Genomic DNA, 26,672 nt, shown 5'->3' with positions numbered 1-26,672 from the left:
CCGGCCTCAGGAAAGCGTGGATGCGGCAGCACAAGCCTGCCGCCAGCGGAAAGCCTCGTTCGCATTGACCGCACCCTGCGGCACCCGGCCCTGCATCAACGCGGCGACCTGCGCGACGGTCTCCATCGCCTGGTGCTCGATGGCCGGTGGGGTCAGGCCGCCGATGTGCGGCGTGGCGATGACGCGCGGGTGCGCCGCGACCGATGGCGTGGGCATCTGGTCGGGCGCCCGACCCACGTCCATCGCGCAACCGGCGATGGTCCCGGCATCCAGGGCTGCGAGCAGGGCGTCTTCATCGACCAACTCCCCACGCGATGCATTGATGAAGAACGCGTGCGGCTGCATCGAGGAGAAGGCGCGCGCGTTCATCATGTTCTCCGTCGCTGCGGTCGCGGCTGCGAGGCACACGACGTGGTCGGACACGCGCAGCAACTCCTCCAAGCCGAGTTGCGGAAAGTCCGCGCTATCGGTCTTCGCAAACGGGTCGTGCACGACCACGCGCATGCCGAGCGCCAGCGCCACCTTGCACAGGTGCCGGCCGATTTGCCCGTAGCCGATCACACCGAGGGTCGAGCCGCGCAGCTCACGCCCCATCGCGGGCGGCACGGGCTGGCCCGCGTGGTACAGCGCCGCGGACGCGCTGATCCCACGGCTCAGGTCCAGCATCGCCGCAACGATCCACTCCGTCACCGAAGGGATGAACCCGGCGCTGGCCTGCGTCACCAGCACGCCATGCCGGCTCGCGGCCGCGACGTCGATGTTGCGGATGTCGATGGCGCAGCGCACGAAGGCCTTGAGGCGGGGCAGGGCGGCGAACAGCGCTTCGTCGCCCACGGTCTGCCGATACGACACGATCACGTCGCAGTCCTGCGCGAGCGCGGCAAGCCCGGCCGACGAGAGCGCTGCATCGCCCGGGTTGAAGCGCACATCCGCGATCGCCTGCAACGCGGCCGTGGCGCGGTCGCCGTAGTACTGGGCCAGCTGGCCCGGGGAGTGACTCACGAAGACTGTGGTCATCGACTACCTTGCGCGCGCTGCGCGGGGCGGCGGTGCCACCGAGTCGCGCATCACCAGCGTGGGCTGGAACATGAATTCGCCGGCGGGAATGTCGGCGTCGGCCAGCCGACCCATGACGCGCTCCACCATCACCTGCGCCATCTCCGGGACGGGCACGCGCACGCTGGTCATCGCCGGGTACATCAGGTTGGACAGGAAGACATTGTCGATGCCGACCACCGACACATCCTGCGGCACCGACAGCCCGGCATCCCTGAAGCCCGCCATCAACCCGAAGGCAAGGATGTCGTTGACGCCGACCACGCCGGTGGGCCGGTTCTTCGACTTCGCGAGCAGGCCGGCCTGCATCCGGCCGAGCTCGCTCATCATCGAGTCGCCGTACTCGTCGACCGGCAATCCCTCGACCACCTGCGCCGTCGCCTCCACGCCGCCGGCCCGGGCCGCATGCAGGAAGCCATTGATCTTCTCGTTGCGGCTCATCGTGCGACCCGATGGCGTGACATAGGCGATGTGCCTGTGGCCCTGCTCGATCAGGTGCGCCGTGGCAAGGCGCGCCGACTCGAAGCTGTCGACCGAGACGTGGTCGATCACCGAGGCCACGCCCGGCGTGGCGCGGCGGTCATAGCTCACCATGATCAGGCCGCGTTCGCCGGCACGCTCGAAATGCTGCTCGTCGATCAGCGATGAAATGATGATCACGCCGCGCACGCCATGCGCCATGAGGTCGTCAAAGAACCGGGCTTCCTTGTCCTGGTCGCGGTAGGTGTTGCCGATCATGATGCGGAAGCCATGGCGTTCCTGCGCCAGCGTCTCGATCTCGCGCGCGATGAAGCCGTACATCGGATTCGCCATCGATGGCACCAGCACGCCAAGCAGTGGCGTGTGCCCGGTCTTCAGTTGCCGCGCCGAGGTGTTGGGCCGGTATTTCAGCTCGCGGATGGCCGCCTCGACGCGCGCGAGCGTCTCGGACTTCATGCGGTCGTTGCGGCCGTTCAATACGTTCGACACCGTGCTGGTCGAGACGCCCGCGCGGTTGGCCACATCGTGGATGCTGCTCACTCAATGCTCTCCATGTCTTCGATTGAATATCACAGGCCCATCCGTGTCGGCAGCCACAGCGAGAACGCCGGCACCAGCGCCAGCACCACCAGCGTCACGAACAGCACGACCAGGTATTTCATCATCGGCCGGGCCACGTCTTTCACATTGGTGCCGGTGATGGCGCAGGTCGCGAACAGGCCCAGGCCCACCGGCGGGGCGAACAGCCCGAGGCCCATCGCGATGACCATCACCGTGCCGAAGTGCAGCGGGTTCACGCCGAGCTGTGCCGCGATGGGCGTCAGCAGCGGGCCGAAGATGATCAACGCCGGCGCACCTTCGAGCACGGCGCCGAACACGATCATGATCAACATCGACAGCAGCACGAACATGGTGCTGCCGTACGAATGCGCGAAGCCGATCATGAAGGACGAGAGGTACTGCGGGATCTGCTGGATCGTCAAGGCGAATGACAGGCTCGACGCCGCCGCGACGATGAACAGGATGCCGCCCGCCATCGAGGCCGAGCGCACGAAGAGCTGCATGACCGAGCGCACCGTGAGCTCGCGAAACGCCAGCCAGCCGATCACCAGCGCATACATCACCGCGAAGGCCGACACTTCGGTCGAGGTCGCCACGCCGGACGTGACGCCCTTGCCGATCATCGCCACCATGATCAGTGCGACCAGCGCGCCGCCGAGCAGGCGGAACATCGGCGTGCGCACGTCGAAGGCTTCGTCGGGGTTGATCTTGTGGCCGACATACACGGTCACCGCTGCCAGCGAGAACGCGAGCACCGCGGCCGGCACCAGCCCCGCCATGAACAGCCCGGCAATCGAGATGTTGGCAACGAAGCCCATGATGATCATGTTGATGCATGGCGGAATGGTCTCGGCCATGACGGCGGTGCAGGCGAGCAGGCCGGCGGTCTCGTTGGGGTCCTGCCGCGTCTTGCGCACGGCCGGCATGATGATGCCGCCCACCGCCGCGATGTCGGCCAGCTTGGAGCCCGACACGCCCGAGAAGAAGGCCGTCGCCGTGATCGTGATCAGCCCCAGGCCGCCCCGCAGCCGGCCGAACATCCGAAGCAGCAACTCGATGAGCCGCGACGACATGCCGTTGGCTTCCATCAGCAACCCGGCCAGCACGAAGAACGGAATGGCCAGCAGCACGTAGTGGTCGGTGCCCGCCATCACCTGCTGCGAATACACCAGCATCGGCAGCGACGGGTCGGCCATGAAATACACCAGCGACGACAGCGCCAGCACGAACGCAATCGGCACGCCGAGCAGCAAGCCACCGAGAAAGCCGGCCGTGAGCAGCGCCCAGGGCGGAATCGCATGCGTCGGCATCAGCCAGTTCCACGCGCACACCAGGGCCACCATCGCCAGCCCCGCGGCCAGCGTGCCCCACACCACGCGCGGCGGCCCGTTCACCGCATTGGCCAGGCCGAACAGCGTCATGAACAGGCTGCCGATGGTGACGGGGTAGACATACATCCATTGCGGAAAGCCGATCGGCGTGCTCATGCTGTACGAATCGACCAGCAGCTCGCAGGACGATGCGAACAGGCCCGCCGACACGCCCACGATGATCCAGCCGCTGAACTGCAGCAGCGCCGGTTGCCAGCGCGCCGGCAGCATGCCGCGGAACAGGTCGATGCCGACATGCCGGCTGCGCGCCAGCACGGTCGCCGCGCCGAAGAACACCTGGATGACCATCAACGCGCGGGCCACCTCCTCGGCCCAGTCGAAGGGCGAATGCAGGAAGTAGCGGAAGATGACCGAGACGAATACCACCAGCACGTCGACGGCCAGCACCGCTCCCGCGACGTACTCGGTGACGTGCATGACCCAGGCGAGCCATCGTCCGGAAGCATGGCTGACGTCGAAGCCGAGCGCGGGGGTGGCAGGCGCCACGTTCGCTTCGGGGATGGCTGGCAGCACGCTCGACATGTCAGTTGCTCACCCGGCATCGATTCATCCGCGCGCCGAAGAAATGGCGGCGAACAGCGGCGCGGTCTCGGGGTACTGCTTGGCAAACCCCGACCACAGCTTCTCGTCCATCTCCTTGCGCACCTGATCGCGCTCGTTCTTCGCCATCGGCGAGAAGGTGATGCCCAGCTTCTTGAGTTCCTCGATGGCCTGCATGCCCTTGGTCGCCCCGATGGTGCGCTGCTGCGTTGTCGCGTCGGCGGCGGCCTTCAGGAAGGCGGGCTGGAGGTTGGCCGGGATCTTGTCCATCGCGCGCTTGCCGGCCACGCACACCATCGGGCTGAACAGGTGCTCGGTGGTCCAGCAGTACTTCACCACTTCGTTGAGCTTGTTGGCGACCACGGTGGCGGCGTCGTGCTCGAAGCCGTCGACCACGCCGGTCTGGGCTGCCATGTAGAGCTCGCCGAAAGAGATCGGCGTCGGTATCGCGCCCATGATCTTGAAGGTCTCGATGAAGGCTGGCGTGGGCAGCACGCGCAGCTTCACGTTCTTGATGTCTGCCAGCGACTTGACCGGTTGCTTCGTGTAGACGCTGCGCGCGCCGAAGTGCTGGGCCCAGGTGAGGACCTGGCAGCCGGTGCCTTTCTGCAGCATGTCGTTGAGCTTGGCGCCGACGCCGCCATCGAGCGATTTCGCCACGTGGTCGTAGCTGTCGAAGAGGTAACCCAGGTCGAGCATGCCGAACTGCGGCGTCACGGTGGCCCAGATCGACGAGCCCGTGGTCATCATGTCGATGGAGCCCACCTTCACCTGCTGCACCACGTCGGCTTCCTTGCCGAGTTGGTTGTTGGGGAAGTAGTCGATTCTGATCTGGTCGCCCACCGCCTTCTTCAGGTTGGCCTGCATCAACTCCGTCCATACGGCGTGGGCCGAGTTCTGGTCGGCCGCGAGGGAAGAGGACAGCCGCAACGCGATCGGCGCCTGTGCGCCGGCCGTCCGAGCCAGGCCGATGGTCGCCGCCGCGAGGGAAACAGCCGTGGAAGTCTGGACGAACCTGCGCCTTGAAATCATGGTCATCTTGTGTCTCCTGTCTGGGGTAAACGGCTCCATCGCATGCGGTGGAACGATTTACTGTATCGATACACAAAATGATGGTCAACGCGGCGGCGTAGGTGTATTCCTTGGTGTCGGAGCGAACCGGAAAAGCAAAAGGCGCTGCCCTCCGGAGAGGTGCCGCGCCTTGATGAATCCCGCGGGCGCGCGATTTCAGGCGGGCTGTGGGTGCCTCGCTCTCAGTGCACGGCGACCTTCGGTCCGGGCACGAAGCCGGCCTTGCGCTTTCCAACGGCCATCACCAGAAGGGCGCCGGAGGCAAAGTAGCACACCATGACGGCGTAGATGCCGGCAGTGGGACTGCCTGTGGCTTTGGTGATGGCAGCGTTGATGGATGGAAAGACTGATGGGCCGATTGCACCGAGGCTGCTGACGAAGGCAATGCCACCAGCAGCCGACGCCTTGGGCAGGTACTCGGTGGCGGCGGTCCAGAAGAGCGGCGTCGCGGCCGTCATGCCAATCGTTGCAAAGCACAGTGCCACCAGGGATCCCGTGAGGTTGCCGATAGTGAGCGTGGTGATGCCCATGCCGATGGCGGTCAGCGCAACGCATATGAAATAGTGAAAGCGCCGCTCGCCCGTCCGGTCAGAATTGCGGCCGATCAGGATCATCCCGATGACGCCGAAGACGTTGGGAATGGCGGCCAGCAGGCCGACGTGCAGCACGTCCTTGACGCCCCAGCTCTGGATCAGGGTAGGGGTATAGAAAATGATGGTGTAGGCGCAACCCAGCAAGATGAAGTACGCCGCTGCAAACACGTAGACCCTCGGGTCGCGCAGCACTTCTCCGAACGAATGACCACTGTGAGCGTTGCTGCCGCTGACGTCAGTTTCAAGGTTGTAGCGCACGAGGTTCTTTTCGGACTCGGACAACCACTTGGCCTGGTCCGGCTTGTCGTCCAGGCAGAAAAACACCAGGGCACCGAGCATGAGAGCCGGTATGCCTTGGGTCAGGAACAGCCATTGCCACCCATGCCAGCCGTTCACGCCGTCGAGATACTTGAGTGTGCCGCCGGAGATGGGGCCTGCCAGCACGCTGATGATGGCAGTCGCCGACATGAAGATCGCGATCACCTGCCCGCGCCGCACCGACGGATACCAGTAGGTGAAGTAGAGGATGACGCCAGGGAAAAAACCCGCCTCGCATGCGCCGAGCACGAAGCGGACGACGTAGAACTGCATGGGGGTTTCGACGAACATCATCCCGGCGGCGCAGGCTCCCCACAGGAGCATGATGCGAAGCATGGTTTTCCGGGCGCCGATCTTTGCCAGCAGGAGATTGCTCGGTACTTCGAAAATCAGGTAGCCGACGAAGAACATGCCGGCGCCAAGCGCGTAGACCTCGTTGTCCCAAGGCAGTGTCTTCTTCATGCCCAACTGCGCATAACCGACGTTGACCCGGTCGAGGAACGCGATCATGTAGGAAAGCAGCAGGATGGGCAGAAGCCGCCAGCCTATCTTCTTGTAAAGCGCTTCAACCCGGCCCTTGTCGGCGGCGTGCGCGGCGAGAGTGCCTGGAACGGCACTTGCGTTTGAACTCATGATTTGCCTCCCACGCGTCAATGCGCGTATTTTTGTGGAGGCGATGCTATAGGTGCGTTATTTTCGCGATCTGTCGCATGCGGGACATCTAGGGTTTGCGTTGATGTCCTGCGTCGAATCGACGCCTTGGCTGACATCAAAAGCAACTAAATCGAAAGTAAACAGTTGAAATTTGCAATTAATTGATGTCCATTTGACTCTGATGGCCGCATGTCCAACGATTCGCTGAAGCTCTACCGCGCGAAGCGCAACTTCGCCGTCACGCCCGAACCCGCGGAAGGTGGGACGACGCGTGGCGGATCGCTCGCGTTCGTGATCCAGAAGCACTGGGCCAGCCGGCTGCACTACGACTTTCGGCTCGAACTCGATGGCACGATGAAGAGTTGGGCCGTGCCCAAGGGGCCGAGCTACGACCCGCACGACAAGCGCATGGCGGTGCAGGTGGAGGACCATCCGGTCGCCTACAACCAGTTCGAGGGCGTCATCCCCGAGGGCCAGTACGGCGCCGGCAAGGTGGTGATCTGGGATGAAGGCACCTGGACGCCACTGGAAGATGCGCACGAGGGCTACCGTGACGGCATGCTCAAGTTCGAACTGCACGGGCACAAGATGCACGGGCGCTGGGCGTTGATCCGCATCAAGGGCCGTGGCGAGAAGCAGGTCCCCTGGTTGCTGATCAAGGAAAAGGACGCCTTCGTCAGGCCTGCGGCGGAGTTCAGCCTGGTCGATGAAATGCCCGACAGCGTGGTGCCGTTGCGGTCGCGTGCGGCGTCGACTGCGCGGGCCCCCGCGCGCAAGTCGCGAGGGAAGCCATCGGCCGACATTCCTGGCGACATTCCCGGCGAGAAGGCGGCGTTGCCCCTGAAATTGCAGCCGCAATTGGCGGCGTTGGTCGACAACGTTCCAGCCAACGCGGCAGAGTGGTCGTACGAACTGAAGTTCGACGGTTATCGCCTGCTGGCACGGGTCGAGGGCAAGGCCGTCCAGCTGTTCACCCGCAACGGCCATGACTGGACGCACAAGCTGGCGCACCTCGTTGGCGCGATCCAGGCATTGAAGCTCGACTCAGGCTGGCTCGACGGCGAAATCGTCGTTCTCGACGACAAGGGCGTGCCGGATTTCCAGGCGTTGCAGAACGCGTTCGACAGCAGCCGCACTGCGGGCATCGTCTACTACCTTTTCGACGCGCCGTTCCTCAATGGCCGCGACCTGCGCAAGGAGCCGCTGGAAACCCGGCGCACGATCCTGCACGAACTGCTGGCCCGTCCGCCCGCGGCCCTTCGCTTCAGCGAAAGCTTCGATGCCCGGCCGCAGGACCTGTTGGCATCCGCATGCCGCATGGGCCTCGAGGGCTTGATCGGCAAGCGGCGCGACGCGCCTTACGTCATGCGCCGCGCGGACACCTGGATCAAGCTCAAATGCGCGCGGCGGCAGGAATTCGTCATCGCCGGCTACACCGATCCCCAGGGCACGCGCAGCGGCTTCGGCTCGCTGCTGCTGGCTGTGCATGATGAGCATGGCAAGTTGAACTACGCCGGCAACGTCGGCACGGGTTTCGACGAGAAGACGCTGCTCGGCCTGAAGAAGCGCCTCGATGCGCTGGCCGCGCGCAAGTCGCCGCTCAGCGGCCCGACCGAACTGGATCGCACGGCGCACTGGGTCGAGCCCAGCCTGCTGGCGGAGGTGAGTTTTGGCGAATGGACCCGGACCGGCCGCATTCGCCATGCCGTGTTCCACGGGCTGCGTGCCGACAAACCGGCGAAGGCGATCGTTCGCGAACGACCCAAGGAGGCGCCATCCATGGCTGCACGACCACTCGGCCCTTCCATGCCCAAGGTCACCCATCCGGAGCGTGTCATCGACGCGTCGACCGGCCTGACCAAGCTGGACCTGGTGCGCTTCTACGGACTGGTGGCGCCGCTCCTGCTGGTGCACCTGAAGGCTCGCCCGGTGTCCCTGGTGCGGGCGCCGGCGGGTGTGCAGGGAGAGCTGTTCTTCCAGAAGCACCTTGAAGGCCGCATGCCGGGCGTGAAGCCGCTGGACCAGGCGCTCGATCCGGCGCATCCCGCCTATCTGGAAGTGCCCAACGCGCAAGCCGTGTTGTCTGCGGCGCAGATGAACGTGGTGGAGTTCCACACCTGGAATGCGGTCAAGTCGGCGATCGACAAGCCCGATCGCATGACCTTCGACCTCGACCCCGGCGAGGGCGTCACATGGAAGTCGATGCAGAAGGCCGCGCACCTGGTGCGCGTGCTGTTGAAAGAGCTGGGGCTGGTGTCATTCGTGAAGACCAGCGGCGGCAAGGGCCTGCATGTGGTGGTGCCGCTGAAGAAGCAACACGACTGGGAGACGGTCAAGTCTTTCTCGCAGGCGATCGTGCAGCACCTTGCGCGAACCATCCCGCAGTTGTTTGTCGCCAGGAGCGGGCCGAAGAACCGGGTCGGGAAGATCTTTCCGGACTATCTGCGCAACGGCTTTGGCGCCACCACGGCGGCGGCTTGGTCGGCCCGGGCCAGGCCGGGGCTGGGGGTGTCGATTCCGTTGACTTGGGACGAAGTCGATGAGGTCCGCGGCGGCGCCCAATGGAGCATCGCCAACGTTCACGAACGGCTCGACCGGGGCAACGATCCGTGGAAGGGCTATGCGCCGCAGGGGTTGGGAAAGGCGATGAAACTGCTCGACTTCACGGGCTGAGCCGCGACTGCCAGGCCCGCGCTGGCAGCTTGGCTAGGCGCTCACTGCGTTGAACGCGACCTGCGCGGGGCCGGGTTCCAGATCGCCAAAACTGGTTTCGTTGGCCGCCGACAGCGCGAGCACCGTGTCGGCCAGTGGGTAATACCAGCCCGCGTCATCGATCGCCTCTTCGATGCCGGTCGCGTCGATCGAAGGCAGGGCTTGCAAGCCGGGTGCTTCGACTTCATCCACGCCCTCGCTGGAGAGTGTCTGCGGCGGCCCCTCGCTGGACCAGAGCAGGGTGCAGAACGACAGGACCGTGATCCCGAACAGCGCCTGCCATCCCACGAGTGCCACCACCGCACCCGTCAGGAGCAAACTGGAGAGAAGGAGAAATGGCTTTGTCATGCATCCAATGCTGCCTTTTTTTTGGGGAGCAGGCCAGTGACTGAATAGGATTATTTCACGGTGTTTTCGAATTCAATTGCCAGCTGGTACACCAAACTACTAGCTTTCGTGGTGGTTGGTGATTTTTTTAAGGTTAAAAAAATATCACCCATTTGGGGGGTGTTATTTTTGTAGGAGAGTGCCTACATAATTCCACTGGCCGCAGGAATTTTGTTGATTCAATAGTGTAGGATTTGCCCTACACGCAATTTTGGCGTCGTCCTACGCAAGGGCGGAATTGATTGGTGTAGCCCGCCTGCAGATTCGTGCCGTGAGTCAAGCGCATGATGGTCCCCAAGGGGGAACTGGCGGTCTGCCGGTCCGCGCGCCATCCCCCTGTTCCGGTGAGTTCCCGCAAAATTCCGGCGCGTGGGAGTTTCGGATCGGCCGACTCAGATACTATTTATTATCTGAATGAATTGCGTTCCGGTGGTCGCGTACTTTTCGGTATCGAGCTTCTTCGCGATTCAGGATTTCGTGTTCCAAGTCCTAACTCAAGCAGCATTTAAATATTTCATTGAATGAAATGGCAAAAAGCCGCCTGACGAAAGGCGTCCTCGCCGCAGGGGCTTCATGACCGCGACAAGCCACGCGGCCATGCGCTTGAATTCAATTAATTGCATCTGAATGAAGAGTGTGTCCTGTTGCGCAGCAACAGCGGCCGACTTGTCAAATCGCCAGAAAGTGGCAAGCTGCCAATCGTTGCTTCGTTCCTGGAGAAGTCGATGGCTGCACGCTCCCTTGCATCCCTGTCGCTTGGCTTTGGCCTGGTGTCGATTCCGGTGCGCCTTTACTCGGCGACCGAAAGCGCCGGCACGGTGCGCTTCAACCTGCTGACCAAGGACGGTGCGCGCGTGAAGCAGCAGTACGTTTCCGAGAAGGATCCGTCAGTCGTCGTACCGAGGTCCGAGATGGTCAAGGGCTACGAGTTCGAGAAAGACCGCTACGTGCTGTTCGAACCCGCCGAGCTGAAGTCGCTGGAGGAGGGCGGCAGTCACCTGATCGACATCGTCTCCTTCATTCCCGAGAAGGCGGTCGATCCCATCTACTTCGACAAGGCCTATTTCCTCGCGCCCGACAAGCGCGGCGGCAAGCCCTACAACCTGCTGAAGGCGGCCATGCTCGAAAGCGGCCGTTGCGCGCTGGCGCGCTGGGTGTGGAAATCGAAGCAATACGTGGTGCAGGTGCGTGCGCAGGACGAGGGGCTGGTGCTGCAGCAACTGCTGTACGCAGACGAGGTCCGTTCGCTGAAGGATCTGGATATCGAGCAGGTGACGCCCTCGGCGCCCGAGCTCAAGCTCGCGCTCCAGTTGATCGACCAGATCTCCGCCGACACCTACGAGCCGACGATGTTCGAGGACGAGGAGAAAAAGCGCATCCTCGCCGCGATCGACGCCAAGATCGAAGGCAAGCAGGTGGTGGCTGTCGACCATCCGGAAGACACGCACGGCGGCGCCGAGGTGATCGATCTCACCGAGATGCTGCGCGCCAGCCTCTCGCGTGGCGGCAGGCAGCCCGCGAAGCGCCCGGCAAAGCCGTCGGCCGCCGAGGTGGAAGAAGTGGTCACGCCGATGGCGCAGCCCAAGGGCGCCAAGCGCGCACCCAAGCCGGCAAAGGCGGCGGAAGAAGCCGTGGCGCCGGTGCGTGCACGCGCGCGGAAGTAAGTGAGCGCCGCCGCGCCGCCCGCACCCACGGCCGATTCGCTGCGCGGCATCCGACAGGCGTCGGGCCTGAGCCGGCATGCGGTGGCGAAGCTGATCGAACTCGGCTTCGTGGACCCGTCGCGCGACCCGGGCGGCGGCTGGCGCTTCACCTTCCAGGACCTGGTGCTGCTGCGCTCGGCACATGAGCTGCGCGCCGCGGGGATTCCGACGCGGCAGATCCTGCGTTCCCTGCGCCGCCTGAAGGGCTCGCTGCCGTCGGAGGCGCCGGTCAGCGGACTGAGAATCACGGCCGTGGGCGACCGCATCGCGGTGCGGGCGGGCGGCTCGCAATGGGAACCAGACACGGGCCAGTTGGTGATGGACTTCAGCGTGGCGCCGGGCACCGGCGCTTCCGGTTCGATCAGCCACCTGTCGAAACCAGTGGCGGGCAAGGGCGGCGCTGCGCCGCCGATCGATGTGGACACGATCTTCACGCAGGCGGAGGACCTCGAGGAGACCGACGCCGCCGCGGCCGAGGCCGCGTACCGGCAGGTGCTGGCACTGCAACCGGACCACGCGCATGCCTACCTCAACCTCGGCTTCATGATGTGCGAGGCCGCGCGCTGCGAGGAAGCCGTGCGGCTGCTGGACGAGGCCGTCTTGCACTGCCCCGACGATCCATTGGTGCACTACAACCGCGCCGTGGCCCTCGAAGGCCTGGACCGTGTCGCGGAAGCACTCGAAAGCTATGAGCAATGCCTTCGCCTGCAGCCGGATATTGCGGACGCGCACCAGAACGCGGCGCTGCTTTACGCGCGCGAGGGCCGCAAGCAGCTGGCGATCCGGCATTTCAGCGCATATCGGCGCTTGATAGCCAAGTCCTGATAGCCAAGTCCTGAACACGAGGGTGCACGAAATCCCGCGTGCACTGACGCCCGCGTCCGACTTCCGGGCTCGTCCGCGATAGGCACTCTCGGGTCCTTATCGACATCAGGGCATTGCAATGGACAGCGTTCTTCAGTTCAACTCCCCGGGTCTCGAGACGCCTGGTTTCGAGCCGCCTTCGCGCTGGCTCATGCTGGCCGAGGCCCGCGCCGTCTATGAGGCTGGCGCGGCGCTGGCGCTGTGGCCGTTGCTGCAGATGACGCCGCGCGGCGACGGTCATGCGGTGCTGGTGTTGCCCGGCCTGGGCGCTGGCGATCGTTCCACCGAATTGATGCGGCGCTTCTTGCGCAGCCGCGGATACGACGCGCAGGGCTGGGGCCTGGGGCAGAACCTGGGCCCGCGCGCCGGAGTGGAGGCGCGCATGCTGCGCAAGCTCAAGTCGCTGCATGCGGCGCGCGGCAAGGTGAGCCTGGTCGGCTGGAGCCTGGGCGGCGTGTATGCCCGCATGATGGCTTCGCTGCAGCCGGACATGGTGCGCGGCGTCGTGACCCTGGGCACGCCCTTCACCGGGAGCCCGCGCGCGACCCGGGCGTGGCACATCTACGAGAAGGTCAGCGGACAGCCCGCGGAAGACTCGGCGCGCCGCCAGCTCGTGACGCCGACGCCGCCGGTGCCGACCACTTCGATCTTCAGCCGCACCGATGGCGTGGTCTCGTGGCGCTGCAGCGTCGAGCAGCCGGGCGCGGCTGCGGAAAACATCGAAGTGCTGGCGAGTCACCTCGGCCTGGGTGCGCATCCGGCCGTGTTCTATGCGCTGGCCGATCGGCTGGCCCAGCCGCAGGACGCGTGGAGGCCCTTCGACCGTTCGCGAATCGGCGCCTGGGTGTTCCCGGACCCGGCGCGGGCGCAATGAAGCGAGAGGCTTCTGGCCACATCCCATGCCACAACCGCTGTCCGACCGAGAGGCTGTCGCTGCCGTCCTCGTGATGATGGTCCGCGCGCGGTTGGTCGCCACCCATGCCGGCAAGACGCTTCGCACCGGGCTCCAGTCGAGCGTGCCAGTGAGCGAGCGGCCCGCCGTCCGGCGCGGCCTCGATGCGTTGCTGGACCACGGCATCCTGGCGATGAACGGGGAATTCATCGGCTTTTCGCCGAAGGGGCGGATGTACCTGGCCCACGTACAGCTGGCGCTTGGCCAGGCGCCATCGGCCTATGAGCACGATGACGAGAGCCCGGCCGTGCTGGCGGCCTTGATCGAGGCCATCGAGGCGGATGAGCGCTTCGAGCCCTACGCCAGCATGGAAGAGGTGCAGTCGCTGCCGGCGCGCCTGGAAAGCCATGGGCCCAAGCCCAAGCCCAAGCGCAAGCGAAAGACACGCGGAAGTTGGCTGCTGCCGCTGGCGCTGGCCGCCGGAGCCGCTGCCTTCTACGCGCTGAGGATGTAGCGCTCGAGCTGCCACCACGAGGGCAGCAGGCGACGGACCTCCGGCCGCTCGAAGCGGTCGTCCAGCAGGTAGACGACGCCCGAATCGCTCTCCGTGCGAATCACGCGTCCCGCCGCCTGCACCACCTTGCGCAGGCCCGGATAGAGGTAGGTGTAGTTGTAGCCCTGGCCGCTGAAAAGCGTTTCCATCCGCTCGCGCATGACCTCGTTCATGGGGTTGTGCTGCGGCAGGCCCAGGCTCGCGATGAACGCGCCGATCAGCCGGTCGCCCGGCAGGTCCACACCCTCGCCGAACGCGCCTCCCAGCACCGCGAAGCCCACGCCCTGGCCACCCGCCTGGAAGCGTGCGACAAAGGCCTCGCGATCGGCCTCCGCCATGCGCCGCGACTGCGACCAGGTCGGGATGCCGGGCCAGCGTTGCGCGAAAGTCGCGTGCGCTGCCTCCAGGTAGTCGAAGCTGCTGAAGAAAGCGAGATAGTTGCCCGGCCGCCGCATGAACTGCGCGCCGACCAGGTCGATCAGTGCGTCGAGCGAGCCGGCGCGGTGATGGAAGCGGGTCGAGATGCGCGGCGTGACCTGCACGCTCAGCTGATGCGGCTGGAACGGTGACGCCACGTCCAGCTCCAGCGTGTCGTCGGGCAGGCCAAGCATGTCGCGGTAGAAGGGGAAGGGCGCGATGGTGCCGGAGAAGCAGACGGTCGACATCGACGCCGCGAAGCGCGGCTTGAGGAACGGCGCGGGCACCAGGTTGCGGATGGTCAGCGCGTCGCCGCCGGCATCGTCGCCCGAGGTGACTTCGAACACCGAATGCGAGCCGAACGCATCCGACAAACGCAGGAAGTACACCATGTCGAAGAAGAAGCGCTGCAGCGGCCCGTGCGCGTCCCTGGGCGTGGCGGCAAAGTGTTCGGCGATGGCCGAGACCGCCTCCTGCAGCGGTTGCAGCAGGCGCTCCGGAATGGCATCGAGGGCCGCGTAGCCGGCGGCTTGTCCTGCCTGCAACGCACGCCACTCCCGGCGCAGGGCCACGAGCCGCGGCTTGATGCCTGTGGGCGCCGCGCGTTGCGCCTCCTCGAAGGGCTGCGCAGCCAGCGGCGCCGTGTACATCCCGCGGGCGCGCTCCAGCAGGTTGTGCGCTTCATCGACCAGCACCGCGACGCGCCATTCCTCCTCCTTGGCCAGCGCGAAGAGGAAGGCGCTGCTGTCGAAGTAGTAGTTGTAGTCCGCGACGATGACATCGCTCCAGCGCGCCATTTCCTGCGCGAGGAAGTAGGGGCAGACGGCATGGGCCTGCGCAATGCTGCGCAGTTGCGCGCGGCCGAGTTCGCGCGTGCCGATGGCTTCGCGGCGGGCATCGGGCAGGCGGTCGTAGAAGCCGCGCGCCAGCGGACAGGCCTCGCCGTCGCAGGACTTGCCGGGGTGCTCGCAAGCCTTCTCGCGCGCCGTGAGCTCCAGCACGCGCAGTGATTCGCTGTCGCGGCCCGCAAGGCCCAGCGCTTCGAGCGCGACCGCGCGACCCGGGGTCTTCGCGGTGAGGAAGAAGATCTTGTGCGTCTTCTGCGTGGCCCAGCCCCGGAGCAAGGGCCAGGTGGTCGCCACCGTCTTGCCGATGCCGGTGGGCGCCTGCGCGATGAGGCAGCGCCCCGCGGCAGCGGCGCGGTACACGCCTCGGGCCAGTTCGCGCTGGCCGGGCCTGAAGGCCGCATGCGGGAAGGACAGCGATCCGAGTTCGCGTTGCAGCGCGCGTTGGCGGTCGCCTTGCCGTTCGGCCCAGGCCATGAAGGTCACGCAGAGGTGCTCGAAATGGGCGCGCAAGGCATCGCGTGGCCAACGCTCCTCGAGCACGGTCTCCTCGCCGCTGGCCAGGTCGAGATACACGAGCGCCACGGCGATCTCGTCCAGCGACTCGCGCTCGCACAGCATCCAGCCGTAGCACCTGGCCTGCGCCCAGTGCAGCGCCCGGTGGTTCGCGCGGATCGCGTCGAAGCTGCCCCGGAAAGTCTTGATCTCCTCGACGCGTCGGCGCCTGGCGTCGTAGCCGTCCGCGCGCCCGCGCACCAGCAGCCCCGCACCGATGGCGGACAGCGTCACCTCGCGCTCATAGTCCGCGCCACGCCGAGATTGCACCAGGCTGTGGCCAGCCATGCCTTCCTGCGCGCTGGGCACCGGCACGAAGCGGAAGTCCAGGTCGCCCACCTTGGCGCCGAATGCGCACAAGGCCTTGACCGAGACCGCGGCACGCGCAGCAGCCAGTGGCGGCGGCGCCTCGGCACAGTCAGCCGATGGCGGCTGCGCCTGGGCGGAAGCGGTGGTGTCGGAGGACATGGGGGTTGGATTGTGGGGCAGGCGATCCTGGCAGGCAGCTTCCGGGCAACCCGTGAAATATCTCCACAAGTCCCTTCGCTCAGGTTGGTTGTATACACGGCTGAAAACAGACTTTAGGGTAAACCCTTAAACTACAGCCCATACCACAGATCAACCCAGTAACTGAAAGGACCACACCATGTCGCTCCTCCATCGTGCCATCTCCGCCCTGCAACGCAGCTTCCAGTCCCAACAGGAAATCGAAGACGCCTACCTGGCCGGTTCCGTCGACATCTATGACCTCGAGCGTCGCATGCGCGCACTCGACGAGCGCGACACCCAGGAGCCCTTCCACCTGCGCCACTCGATCTAAAGAGTTCGCAGCATCCTTTCGGCAGCGGAGCGCCGGCAGGCAGGTCCTGCACATGCTCCGTATCAGGTCGCGGCCAGACGCCGGACCCACGCAGCGACGCTGTCGAGCGCCTGCGCCAGCACCTCGTCGTCATTGCGGCCGGTGCGCTTGAGCACGTGGAAGGCGTGATCCGCGTGCTCGATCTCGACGATGGTCGCCCGTTCTCCCAGATCGGCAACGACCGAGCGAATCTTTCCCAGCTCCGCCAGCTTGTCGATCGTGCCCTGGATGAACAGCATCGGCACCCGCACGTCGGACAGATGCTTTGCGCGGGTGATGGAAGGTTCTCCCGCCGGATGCAGCGGAAATCCCAGGAACACCAGGCCCGCCACGGAGGGCAGCAAGCCCAGCGCCTGCGCCTGCGAGGTCATGCGGCCGCCGAAGGACTTGCCGCCGGCCACCAGCGGCAGCGATCCGAAGCGCCGTGATGCCTCGGCAACGGCCGCCCGGACCGTCGCATGCGCCTTGGCGGGCGTGTCCGGCCGCTTGCCGCCGGCCTCCATGTAGGGGAACTGATAGCGCAAGGTCGCGATGCCTCGCTGGGCCAGGCCCTCGGCGGCGGCGGCCATGAAGTGATGTGTCATGCCTGCGCCGGCGCCGTGGGCGAGCATGTAGCAGGCCACCGGGTCTGGTGGCGCCAGCGCGAGGCCGGAGACGGTGGAACCGTCGTCGAGCGGGATGGTGACCGGTTCTGCTGTGGAAGTCGATGTCATGGCGGTGCCGCGGCAGGGGGGGGCGATGGGGCCCATCACTCTACTGCGGCAGCGCGGCAAGGGCAGGCTCAGGCGCGTACTTCCGTGCGGGTGCAGACGAGCTGCTGCGCGATCTTCATCCAGGTAGCGTGGAGCGCATCGATCTGCTGGGTCTTCTGCATCATCGCCCTGACGTCGAGCAGGCCGCCGCTCATCACGGACGCCATCATGTCCTGATGCTCGTCGGTGGCGCGCTTCCATGCGTCGTAGGTCTCGGTCAACGTGTCGTGCGTGGTCATGGCGTTTCGGCTCTCTTGTTCAAAGGCGGCTGCGAATCGCGCAGGATCAGGCCGATGGAGGCCGCGGCGTGTGAGCCGATACGGACTCCCATGTAGGCCGGGAGCCCGTCGCTGCGCTTGGGAGCCGATCAGGAATCGAGCACCTGGCGCACCTTCAGCGCCAGTTCGTCGACGCTGAACGGCTTGGTCAGCATTCGCGTACCGGGCCCGAGCACGCCGTTGCGCGGGATCGCGCGGCGGGTATAGCCGGTGGTGAAGAGAACCTTCAGGCCCGGCACCCGTTGGCGCGCGCGTTCGGCCAGTTCGCGGCCCGACATCTCGGGCATGACCACGTCGGTGAACAGCATCGAGATGGCGCGTCCCTCGTCGAGCATGCGCAGCGCGTCGTGCGCGCTGGCCGCCTCGATGACGGTGTAGCCCAGTTCGCAGAGTGCCTCGACCGACACGGTGCGCAGCCGCTGCTCGTCCTCCACCACCATGACGATTTCGGCCTGCGTGCCACGCCGAACCTGCGTGCGCAGTGCGGCAGGCGCCCCGGCAGGCATCGCCTCGCCGACGTGACGGGGCAGGTAGATCTTCACGACCGTGCCCCGGCCCGGCTCGGACTCGACCTTCACATGGCCGCCCGATTGCCGCACGAATCCGTAGACCTGGCTGAGCCCGAGACCGGTGCCCTTGCCCACGCCCTTGGTCGTGAAGAAGGGCTCGAAGGCACGGGCCATGACATCGGGCGTCATGCCCAGGCCGGAGTCGGTGGCGGCAATGCGAACGTACGCGCCGGCGCTGATCGCGTACTCCCTCGCATCCACGTCGTCGATCGTGACGTTCGACGTCTCCAGCGTGAGCTTGCCGCCATCGGGCATGGCGTCGCGGGCATTCACGCACAGGTTGAGGACCGCGTTCTCCAATTGCGTGCGGTCGGCCATGACATGCCCGACCTCCGCGCCGAGCACCGTCTCGACGCGGATCGGTTCGCCGAGCGTGCGCGTGAGCATGTCGCTCATGCCGGCGACCAGGCCGTTGACGTCGACCGCCTCGGGCGCGAGCGATTGCTGCCGCGAGAAGGCCAGCAAGCGGTTGGTGAGCGCGGCGGCGCGGCGCGTGCCGTCGATGGCCGCGTCGACGAAGCGTTCGACGTCGGTGTCGTTCTTGGCCAGCTTGCGTTGCAGCAGGTTCAGGCTGCCCATGATCACGGCAAGCATGTTGTTGAAGTCGTGCGCGATGCCGCCGGTGAGTTGGCCGACGGCCTCCATCTTCTGGACCTGGCGCAGCTGCTCCTCGGCCTTGGCGCGCTCGTCGACCTCGTCGAGCACGCGCTGCTCCAGCGTGGCGTTGAGCGATTGCAGCGCGGCTTCGGCGCGGCGGCGTTCGGCCACCTCGCGTTCGGCGGCCTGGAACAGCCGGGCGTTGTCGATGGCGATGGCGGCCTGCGCACCGATGCCCACCAGCAGGCGCTCGTGGCGGGCGGTGAAAACGCCGGGCTCCGGATGGCCGAAGAAGAGTCCGCCCAGGACTTCGCCCGAGCGCGAGACGACGGGCGCGGCCAGGTAGCTGCGCACCGGCAGGTGGCCCTGGGGCATGCCGAAATGCGGCTGGTTCCTGCCGTAGCGCGGGTCGAGCAGGATGTCGTCGGAACGCACGATGCCTTCGCCTTTGAAGGTCGGCGCGAACACCGCCGTGTTGCGTGGCATCGGGAACTTCGAGAAGGCCTCGCGCGGCACGCCCGATAGCGCGTACAGCATGTAGCTCTCGCCCTTCTCGTCCAGCAGGTTGTAGAAGAAGGCGCCGAAGCCCGCGCCCGTGAGCGCGGTAGCCGCATCGGTGACGACCTGCACCGCGCGGTCGAGGTTCAGTTCCGCGGCCACCGCCGTGCCCACCTTGTTGAGCAGTTCGAGGCTGCGCGCTTCTTCCTGCATCAGCCTGGAGCCTTGCAGCCTCGTGACCGACAGTTCGATGTTGGCCGCGACGCGGGCCAGCAGTTCGCGCGCGCTGAAGGGCTTGACCAGGTAGTCGTCGGCGCCGCGGCGCAGGCCCTCGACCTTGGCCTCCTCGCCTGCGCGTGCCGACAGGACGACCACCGGCACGGTGTGCAGCCCGGCGTCGGCGCGCAGCTTGCGCAGCAGCTCGAAGCCGTCGACGCGCGGCATCATGACATCGGTCAGGATCAGGTCGGGCCGCTGGCGGCGGGCGGCCCCGAAGGCGTCCTCGCCATTGGCCGTGCAGGTGAGTTCGTAGTGCGGCGAGAGCAGGCGGCGCAGGTAGTCGCGCATGTCGGCGTTGTCATCGGCGAGCAGGACGTGCGGGCGCTTGCCGGTGGCATCCTGGTGTTGCGCGGGTGGCGCGGCGACGTCGCTCATCGCGTCGATGTCCTCCGGAAGCCAGCGCAAGGCCTCGCTGACGAAGACTTCGGCGCGCGTGGCTGTCGAAGCCTGGGTGCGCGCGCCTTCGACGCGGTCCTGCGGCAGGTGCGTGGAGCCGAAGGGGATGCGGACTTCGAAGGTGGTCCCGCGGCCGGGCTCGCTGTCGACCGACACCGAGCCCTTGTGCAGCTCGACCAGTTCCTTGACCAGGGCCAGTCCGATGCCGGTGCCTTCGTGCGTGCGGCCGCGCGCGCCCTCGACGCGATGGAAGCGGTCGAACACGCGCGGCACTTCGGCTTGGGGAATGCCGGTGCCGGTGTCGCTCACGCGCAGCACGGCATGCCCGTCGTCTTCGGCGATGTCGACCGTGATGCCACCCTCCAGCGTGAACTTGAAGGCATTGGAGACGAGGTTGAGAACGATCTTCTCCCACATCTCCGGATCGACATGGACCGGCTGTGACAAGGTGGGCGCGCGAATGCCCAGGACCAGGTCGGCCTTCTCGCAGGCCGATCGGAAACTGCTGGCCAGGTCACGCGTGAGTGCGGCAAGGTCGACCGGCTGGTAGGCCGCCTGGATGCGGCCGGCCTCCACGCGCGAGAAATCCAGCAGCGTGTTGACCAGCTTCTGCAGGCGCCGGCCGTTGCGCGCGGCCATCGCGACGCGCTCGCGCTGTCGGTCGGTCAGGGGTTCGTCGTGGTCGAGCATCGCGTCTTCGAGCGGCCCGAGCATCAGGGTCAGCGGCGTGCGGAACTCGTGGCTGATGTTGGCGAAGAACTGCGTCTTCAGTTCGTCGAGCCGCGCCAGTTCCGCGCGCTGCCGCGCGATCTCGCGCTCCTGCGCCTTCTTCTCGGTGATGTCGCGCCCCTCGGCCGTGATGAACACGACCTTGCCGCTGTCGTCCATGACGGGGGAGAGCGAGGCGTCGATGATGATGGTCTCGGCGCCGCTCGCGCGGCCGTAGATCTCGGCATCCCAGCGGACGAACTCGCCCCGTGCGGCGCGCTCGATGGACGCGCGCAGCGTGGCGCCTTCGTCGCGCACCTGCCACCAGAAAGTGGTCCAGAAAGGCCTGCCCTCGACGTCCGAGAGCTTGATGCCGACGCCGTCGAGCGCGACCTGGTTGATTTCGAGCACCGTGCCCTGCGCATCCAGCAAGCCGACGAACTGGACCATGGAGTCCAGCGTGATGCGGGCGATCTTCTGCCGGTACAGCTCGCGCGTGTCGCCGGCCTGGAGCTGCGTGCCGCGGACGTTGACGAGATTGGCCGCCATCGAGGGATTGATCGTCATCTGGAACAGGTGGAGGACGCAGGTGCCAGCACCTTGCGCCCGGCTTCTCCCTGTGGATCCGAGCACTCTTCGACCTGAGAGATTACACGGGAACGAAGGTTCCGGATGTCGGCGCCTTGGCGCTTTACGCACGCATCGGCTCACCGACTCCTTAAATGTCCCATTGACAGAACAATCGAAGCAATGAACCATCCGCGCATGCCACGCATGCCGCTGCCCAAGTACCACCAGATCTACCTGGTGCTGCGCGAGCAACTCGACGAGGGGCGCTTTGCCGAGGGGCTGCCGGGCGAACTGGCGCTGGTGGCGCAGTTCGGCGTGGCGCGCGTGACGGTGCGGCGGGCGCTGGAGCAACTGGCGGCCGAAGGACTGATCGCGCGCAACCCGGGCCGTCGCACGCGGGCGTTGCCGCCGACGGCTGCAGCGGGCGTCGGCGGACACGACGGCGAAGCAACGGGCCGGGCCAACTTGCGCGGCCTGCTCGAGAACCTGGTGACCATGGGGCTGCGCACCTCGGTCAAGGTCATCGACGTGGCAACGATCACGGCATCGAGCCAGGTCGCCGATGCGTTGAAGCTCAACCCCGGCGACCCGGTGCAGAAGGCGGTGCGCGTGCGCTCGACGCGCGAAGGGCCGCTGTCGCACATCACCACCTATGTGCCGGGCGACATCGCGCGGCGCTTCGGCCGGCGCGAGCTGGCGAAGAAGCCGATCCTGATGCTGCTGGAGGAGTCCGGCGTGAAGGTCGGCCGCGCGCACCAGACCATCACGGCGCGGCTGGCAGACAACGTGCTTGCACAACACCTCGAAGTCGCGGTCGGCTCCGCGCTGCTGGCCGTTCGGCGCCTGGTCTACGACGATGCCGAGCGGCCGGTGCAATGGCTGCACGGCTTCTATCGACCCGACCGCTACACCTACGAGATGCAACTGTCCCGCGTCGGCGGCATCGATGCCAAGGTGTGGGTCAGCCAGGATGTGTCAGCCCAGTTCAACTGAAGGAAAGAGAAGGTAAGTCATGCAGAACCGTCGTCGCTTCGTATCGCAATCCGCCGCGCTGGCGGGCGCCGTTGCGTTTCCCCTGGTGGCCGGCGCGCAGCCGAAGACCGTCAAGGTCGGGGTGCTGCATCCGATGACGGGGGCGCTGGCCTATTCGGGGCAGCAATGCCGGCTCGGTGCGCAGATGGCGATCGAGGACATCAACAAGTCGGGCGGCATCAAGTCGCTGGGCGGAGCGCAGATCGAGCCGTTGCTGGGCGATGCGCAATCGACGCCGCAGGCCGGCACGGCCGAGGTCGAGAAGATGAACGAGGCGGGCGTGAGCGCCATCGTCGGAGCCTTCGCTTCGGCCATCTGCCTGGCCACGACCCAGGCCGCTGCCAAGTACAACCTGCCGCATGTGGTGGACGTGGGTGTGGCCGACCAGATCGTCGAGCGCGGGTTGAAGAACACCTTCCGCTTCGGCCCTGGCTACAAGAAGTGCGCGCAGGTGGCCATGGCCAACCTGCTGGTGCTGAACAAGGCGGCCGGTAACCCGGCGAAGACGGTGATGATCATCCACGAGGAGTCGCTGTTCGGCACCGGAACGGCGAACCTGCTGTCTGCCGAGTTGCCGGGCTACGGCTTCGAGGTGAAGGAGGTGGTGAAGCACGCGAATCCGACGCGCGACTTCAACAACATCGTGCTGCGCATGAAGGCGATCAATCCCGACATCGTCATCCCGGCCAACTACTACAACGAGTACGCGTTGCTGGTGCGCACCATGCAGCAGCAGAAGGTCACGCCCAAGGCCATCTTCTCGGTGCTGGGCGGGGCGGCGTCGAGCTACAAGTTCGTGAAGGAGTTTCCGGACGCGGCCAACGGCATCATCGACTGCAACCACTGGTTCAACCCGAAGGACAAGCGCTCGGCCGAGCTGCGCAAGCGCGTGGAGGCCAAGGGCCAGTTCTTCAGCTACGAGGTCTTCATGACCTACACCGCGATGGGCCTGCTGGCCGATGCGATCGAGCGCGCGAAGTCGTCGGACCGTGCGGCCATCATCGATGCGCTGGCGTCGAGCACCTGGTCCAACAATGTCATGCCCTATGGCCCGACGAAGTTCGTCAACGGCCAGAACGAGGGCGCGCAGCCGCTGATGACGCAGGTGCTGAAGAACGACATCAAGGTGATCATTCCGCGGGACTACCGCGAAGTGGAACCCTTGTTCCCGCTGCGGGCCTGATCGCGTCGCTGGGTCCGGGATGTTCGACTTCAGCATTCTTTTTCCGTCGGTGCTGAACGGCATCACGACCGGCGCGGTGTATGCGCTGATCGCGCTGGGGCTCACGCTGATCTACGGCGTGCTGCACATCATCAACTTCGCGCACGGGGCCAGCCTGATGCTGGCCTTGTATGCGGTGTATTTCCTGAAAGAGAAAGCCGGCATCGATCCGTACCTCGCGCTGCCGCTGGTGGTGCCGGGGATGTTCGCGCTGGGCTATGCGCTGCAGCGCGGCGTGATCAACCGCGCGGGGCACGGCAAGGACGAGAACATCCTGCTGGCCACGCTGGGCATCTCGATCGTGATGGAGAACCTGGCGCTGCTGTTCTTCAAGTCGGACACGCGGAACATCGACACGGCGTATTCGCTGAGCACGGTGGCCATCGGACCGGCGATGATCGCGGTACCCAAGCTGGTGGCGTTTGCGGGCGCGCTGGTGGTGTCGGGCGTGCTGTTCTGGATCATGGGGCGAACGGACCTGGGGCGGGCGATCCGCGCCGTCGCCAAGGAGAAGGAGGGGGCCAAGCTCATGGGCATCGACGTGGACCATGTCTATGCGATGAGCTTCGGCATCGGGCTGGCTTGCCTTGGCGCGGCGGCGTGCTTCCTGCTGCCGGCTTACTACGTGAATCCACAGGTGGGCAGCGGCTTCGTGCTTGTGGCTTTCACGATCGTGGTGCTGGGCGGGATGGGGAGCTTCGTGGGGGCGCTGGTCGGCGGGTTCCTTGTTGGCATCGTGGAGTCGCTGGGCGGGTTGTACCTGGGCGAGTCGCTGGGACAGATCGGGATTTTTGCGATCTTCATCGGGGTGGTGTTGTTCAGGCCCGAAGGCATGTTCGGGGTGAAGGCATGAGCGGCACGAACTGCCGGGCGCGGGGGCATCGGTGAGCGCGCGGACACAGCTTGCGGGGATCGCATTGTTCGCGGTGCTGGTGGCTTGCGTGCCGCTGATGACGACATCCGGCGTGGTGCTGAACTTCGTGACGATGGCGCTCTATGCGACCCTGATCGCGCAGGCCTGGAACATCCTCGGCGGGTTTGGCGGGCAGTTCTCATTCGGGCATGCGCTGTTCTTCGGGACGGGTGCCTACATCCAGGCGATTGCACAGATGCAGGGCGGCCTCAATGCGTGGATTGCACTGGCAGTGGCGGTAGCGGGCGCTGGCGTGCTGGGGCTGTGCGTCGGTGCGCTGACCTTTCGCTATGGGCTCAAGGGCTCGTACTTCGCGCTTGTCACGCTGGCGTTCGCGGAGGTATTCCGCATCCTGGCGACGTCGGTCTCGTTCACCGGCGGGGGCGTGGGGCTGATGGTTCCGTTGCGCGAGTCCCCTGCCAACTTCCAGTTCGCGTCGCGCAGCGGCTACCTGTGGGTGGTGTTGGCCTTCGTCACGGCCGCGCTGCTTGTTACATGCTGGCTGCGCAACGGGCGCTTCGGCGCGTACCTGCAGGCGGTGCGTGACAACGAGGACGCGGCGCGGGCGGTGGGCGTGAACCCGTTTCGCATCAAGGTCGCGGCCATCGGCATCTCGGGTGCATTCATGGGCGCGGCGGGGGCCTTCTATGTGCAGGTGTTCCAGTATGTGGACCCGGGCATTGCCTACGGCTCGGCCACGTCCGTCGAGGCGCTGGTCGGGGCCATCGTGGGCGGCATGGGCACGCTGTGGGGTCCTGTGCTGGGCGCGGTGGTGCTGCATGTGCTGGCGGACTTCACGCGCAACTTGTTCGGGGAATTGCCGGGCATCAACATGGTCATCTACGGCACGGTGCTGGTGCTGATCGTGATGTTCCTTCCGCGCGGGATTGCGGGCATCGGCTTGTCTGCGCGGCAGTTGTGGGCGGGCAAGGGGAGGGCGCATGACTGAGGCGCTGCTGTCGATTGCCGGCGTGTCGCGTTCCTTCGGGGGATTGAAGGCGGTGCAGGAGGTGAGCCTGTCAGTGCGCGAGGGCAGCCTCTGCGCGCTGATCGGGCCGAACGGGGCAGGCAAGACGACGCTGTTCGCGTTGATGTCGGGCTTCCTCGCGCCGGATTCGGGCACGGTGCGCTTTGCAGGTGTGGATGTCACCGGCCGCGAGCCGCATCGCAATGCCGCGATGGGCATGACACGGACCTTCCAGATCGTGAAGCCCTTCGCGGCGCAGACGGTGCGAGAGAACATTGCCGTGGGGGTGCACCTGCATGTGCGTGGCCGTGCGGCGGCGCTGCAGCGGGCCGAGGAAGTGGCGACGCAGGTGGGGTTGGGCGTGCAACTTGACAAGGCTGCGTCCGACCTGACCGTGGCCGGACGCAAGCGCCTCGAACTTGCCCGGGCGCTGGCGACACGGCCACGCCTGTTGCTGCTCGACGAGGTGCTGGCCGGCCTCAATCCGCAGGAGATCGCCGAGATGATGCCGGTGGTGCGCGGCATTGCCGACGGCGGCGTGACGGTGCTGATGATCGAGCATGTGATGCAGGCAGTCATGAATCTCGCGGAGCATGTGTGGGTGCTGGCGCAGGGCCGGTTGATTGCCGAAGGCAGCCCGGCGGAAGTGACGTCGAATGACAAGGTGGTCGAGGCTTATCTCGGGCACGGCACGGCGGCGCGGCTGCGCAAGGCGGCCCGGCCATGACAGCGTTGCTCGACATCAGGAACCTGCGCGGTGGATACGGCCGCGTCGAGGTGCTGCGTGGCGTCGACCTTCATGTGAACGCAGGCGAGATGGTCGCGCTGCTCGGCAGCAACGGCGCGGGCAAGTCGACGCTGAACAAGACCATCTGCGGCCTTTGCCCGGCATGGTCGGGCACGGTGCACTTCAATGGTGGCGACCTGAGCGGCGCACACTACCGCGACGTGGTGAAGGCCGGCCTGATCCAGGTGCCGGAAGGCCGCAAGGTGTTTCCCAACCTCGACGTGCTGGAGAACCTGGAACTCGGTTCCTTCACCCGCGCCCGCGAGCGGCGTGCGGCCAACCTGGAGAAGGTGTTCGGCATCTTCCCGCGACTGAAGGAGCGCATGCGCCAGAACGCGGGCACGATGAGCGGTGGCGAGCAGCAGATGCTGGCGATAGGCCGGGGTCTCATGGCCGAGCCGGTGCTGCTGATCCTCGACGAGCCGTCGCTGGGACTGTCGCCGCTGCTGGTGGAAGAAATGTTCACACTGATCCGTCGATTGCGCGACGAGGGCCTCGCGGTGCTGCTGGTGGAGCAGAACGTGGGCCAGTCGCTGGAGATCGCCGATCGCGCTTACGTGCTGGAGAACGGCAGCGTACGCTTCTCCGGCTTGCCGCAAGAGCTGCTCGGCAGCGATGAACTGCGCCGGGCCTACCTGGGGCTTTGAGAGCGA

At 66.0% G+C, this 26,672-nt stretch carries 22 protein-coding genes; 12 read left to right on the top strand and 10 right to left on the bottom strand.

Translation table 11 applies throughout. The features are described from left to right. Positions 1 to 6 precede the first annotated feature (6 nt). The 5 genes from HCU76_RS04300 to HCU76_RS04280 all read right to left on the bottom strand — a co-directional run bounded on the left by HCU76_RS04300 (position 7) and on the right by HCU76_RS04280 (position 6,643). Positions 7 to 1,017 carry an NAD(P)-dependent oxidoreductase gene (locus tag HCU76_RS04300; RefSeq protein WP_218508582.1) on the bottom strand — a complete coding sequence of 337 codons (1,011 nt, stop codon included), beginning with the start codon at positions 1,015 to 1,017 and terminating at the stop codon, positions 7 to 9. Between the two features lie 3 nt (positions 1,018 to 1,020). Next, entirely contained in the window at positions 1,021 to 2,076 is a 1,056-nt protein-coding gene (locus HCU76_RS04295; protein WP_218508581.1) for a LacI family DNA-binding transcriptional regulator, read from the bottom strand. 29 nt (positions 2,077 to 2,105) lie between these two features. Beyond that, complete coding sequence (locus HCU76_RS04290; RefSeq protein WP_218508580.1) at positions 2,106 to 4,010, bottom strand: TRAP transporter large permease subunit; 1,905 nt, start codon at positions 4,008 to 4,010, stop codon at positions 2,106 to 2,108. Positions 4,011 to 4,034: 24 nt separating this feature from the next. Continuing rightward, positions 4,035 to 5,066, bottom strand: a complete 1,032-nt coding sequence (locus tag HCU76_RS04285) for a TRAP transporter substrate-binding protein (protein WP_218508579.1) — start codon at positions 5,064 to 5,066, stop codon at positions 4,035 to 4,037. Between the two features lie 215 nt (positions 5,067 to 5,281). Then, positions 5,282 to 6,643 carry an MFS transporter gene (locus tag HCU76_RS04280; protein ID WP_213956448.1) on the bottom strand — a complete coding sequence of 454 codons (1,362 nt, stop codon included), beginning with the start codon at positions 6,641 to 6,643 and terminating at the stop codon, positions 5,282 to 5,284. A 210-nt stretch (positions 6,644 to 6,853) separates the two neighbouring features. On the opposite strand from HCU76_RS04280, the gene ligD reads away from it, so the two are divergent. After that, positions 6,854 to 9,337 carry a DNA ligase D gene (ligD, locus tag HCU76_RS04275; RefSeq protein ID WP_218508578.1) on the top strand — a complete coding sequence of 828 codons (2,484 nt, stop codon included), beginning with the start codon at positions 6,854 to 6,856 and terminating at the stop codon, positions 9,335 to 9,337. A 33-nt stretch (positions 9,338 to 9,370) separates the two neighbouring features. Here the strand turns inward: ligD and HCU76_RS04270 are convergent, their stop codons facing one another. Then, the gene (locus HCU76_RS04270) at positions 9,371 to 9,724 is read right to left on the bottom strand and encodes a hypothetical protein (protein WP_218508577.1); all 354 of its coding nucleotides are present in this window, start codon (positions 9,722 to 9,724) and stop codon (positions 9,371 to 9,373) included. A gap of 764 nt (positions 9,725 to 10,488) precedes the next feature. Between HCU76_RS04270 and HCU76_RS04265 the strand changes: the two genes are divergently transcribed. The 4 genes from HCU76_RS04265 (at position 10,489) to HCU76_RS04250 (ending at position 13,736) form a co-directional block, all read left to right on the top strand. After that, positions 10,489 to 11,427, top strand: a complete 939-nt coding sequence (locus HCU76_RS04265) for a Ku protein (protein ID WP_218508576.1) — start codon at positions 10,489 to 10,491, stop codon at positions 11,425 to 11,427. Then, entirely contained in the window at positions 11,428 to 12,291 is an 864-nt protein-coding gene (locus HCU76_RS04260; protein ID WP_218508575.1) for a tetratricopeptide repeat protein, read from the top strand. It begins immediately after the preceding gene. A 118-nt stretch (positions 12,292 to 12,409) separates the two neighbouring features. Further along, positions 12,410 to 13,204 (top strand): triacylglycerol lipase, encoded by a 795-nt coding sequence (locus tag HCU76_RS04255; protein ID WP_218508574.1) that lies wholly within the window; start codon positions 12,410 to 12,412, stop codon positions 13,202 to 13,204. Between the two features lie 25 nt (positions 13,205 to 13,229). Continuing rightward, positions 13,230 to 13,736 carry a hypothetical protein gene (locus tag HCU76_RS04250; RefSeq protein ID WP_218508573.1) on the top strand — a complete coding sequence of 169 codons (507 nt, stop codon included), beginning with the start codon at positions 13,230 to 13,232 and terminating at the stop codon, positions 13,734 to 13,736. Here the strand turns inward: HCU76_RS04250 and HCU76_RS04245 are convergent. Further along, positions 13,718 to 16,060 (bottom strand): ATP-dependent DNA helicase, encoded by a 2,343-nt coding sequence (locus HCU76_RS04245; RefSeq protein WP_218508572.1) that lies wholly within the window; start codon positions 16,058 to 16,060, stop codon positions 13,718 to 13,720. The genes HCU76_RS04250 and HCU76_RS04245 overlap by 19 nt on opposite strands. A gap of 178 nt (positions 16,061 to 16,238) precedes the next feature. On the opposite strand from HCU76_RS04245, the gene HCU76_RS04240 reads away from it, so the two are divergent. Further along, positions 16,239 to 16,412 (top strand): DUF3563 family protein, encoded by a 174-nt coding sequence (locus HCU76_RS04240; protein ID WP_213956456.1) that lies wholly within the window; start codon positions 16,239 to 16,241, stop codon positions 16,410 to 16,412. 62 nt (positions 16,413 to 16,474) lie between these two features. On the opposite strand, the gene HCU76_RS04235 is transcribed toward HCU76_RS04240, so the two are convergent. From HCU76_RS04235 to HCU76_RS04225, 3 genes are all read right to left on the bottom strand, one after another. After that, entirely contained in the window at positions 16,475 to 17,164 is a 690-nt protein-coding gene (locus tag HCU76_RS04235; RefSeq protein ID WP_213956457.1) for an alpha/beta family hydrolase, read from the bottom strand. Positions 17,165 to 17,232: 68 nt separating this feature from the next. Beyond that, positions 17,233 to 17,442 carry a hypothetical protein gene (locus tag HCU76_RS04230; RefSeq protein WP_218508571.1) on the bottom strand — a complete coding sequence of 70 codons (210 nt, stop codon included), beginning with the start codon at positions 17,440 to 17,442 and terminating at the stop codon, positions 17,233 to 17,235. A gap of 128 nt (positions 17,443 to 17,570) precedes the next feature. Beyond that, positions 17,571 to 21,095: an ATP-binding protein gene (locus tag HCU76_RS04225; protein ID WP_218508570.1), complete on the bottom strand. Its 3,525-nt coding sequence runs from the start codon at positions 21,093 to 21,095 to the stop codon at positions 17,571 to 17,573. A 207-nt stretch (positions 21,096 to 21,302) separates the two neighbouring features. Here HCU76_RS04225 and HCU76_RS04220 point away from each other — a divergent pair, with 207 nt between their 5' ends. From HCU76_RS04220 to HCU76_RS04195, 6 genes are all read left to right on the top strand, one after another. After that, positions 21,303 to 22,091, top strand: coding sequence for a GntR family transcriptional regulator (locus tag HCU76_RS04220; protein ID WP_218508775.1), 789 nt, complete (start codon positions 21,303 to 21,305; stop codon positions 22,089 to 22,091). 19 nt (positions 22,092 to 22,110) lie between these two features. Then, on the top strand, positions 22,111 to 23,313 hold the full coding sequence (locus HCU76_RS04215; protein WP_218508569.1) for an ABC transporter substrate-binding protein: 1,203 nt from the start codon (positions 22,111 to 22,113) through the stop codon (positions 23,311 to 23,313). Positions 23,314 to 23,332: 19 nt separating this feature from the next. After that, the gene (locus HCU76_RS04210) at positions 23,333 to 24,205 is read left to right on the top strand and encodes a branched-chain amino acid ABC transporter permease (protein ID WP_218508568.1); all 873 of its coding nucleotides are present in this window, start codon (positions 23,333 to 23,335) and stop codon (positions 24,203 to 24,205) included. Between the two features lie 97 nt (positions 24,206 to 24,302). Further along, positions 24,303 to 25,214, top strand: coding sequence for a branched-chain amino acid ABC transporter permease (locus HCU76_RS04205; RefSeq protein ID WP_218508774.1), 912 nt, complete (start codon positions 24,303 to 24,305; stop codon positions 25,212 to 25,214). After that, complete coding sequence (locus HCU76_RS04200) at positions 25,207 to 25,959, top strand: ABC transporter ATP-binding protein (protein WP_218508567.1); 753 nt, start codon at positions 25,207 to 25,209, stop codon at positions 25,957 to 25,959. Before HCU76_RS04205 ends, HCU76_RS04200 begins: the two co-directional genes overlap by 8 nt. Continuing rightward, entirely contained in the window at positions 25,956 to 26,666 is a 711-nt protein-coding gene (locus tag HCU76_RS04195; RefSeq protein ID WP_218508566.1) for an ABC transporter ATP-binding protein, read from the top strand. Before HCU76_RS04200 ends, HCU76_RS04195 begins: the two co-directional genes overlap by 4 nt. Positions 26,667 to 26,672 lie beyond the last annotated feature (6 nt).

The organism is Variovorax sp. dw_308 (genome assembly GCF_019207085.1).
In the GTDB taxonomy this organism is placed as follows: domain Bacteria; phylum Pseudomonadota; class Gammaproteobacteria; order Burkholderiales; family Burkholderiaceae_C; genus Variovorax.
This window is presented reverse-complemented; position numbering and strand designations above follow the sequence as displayed.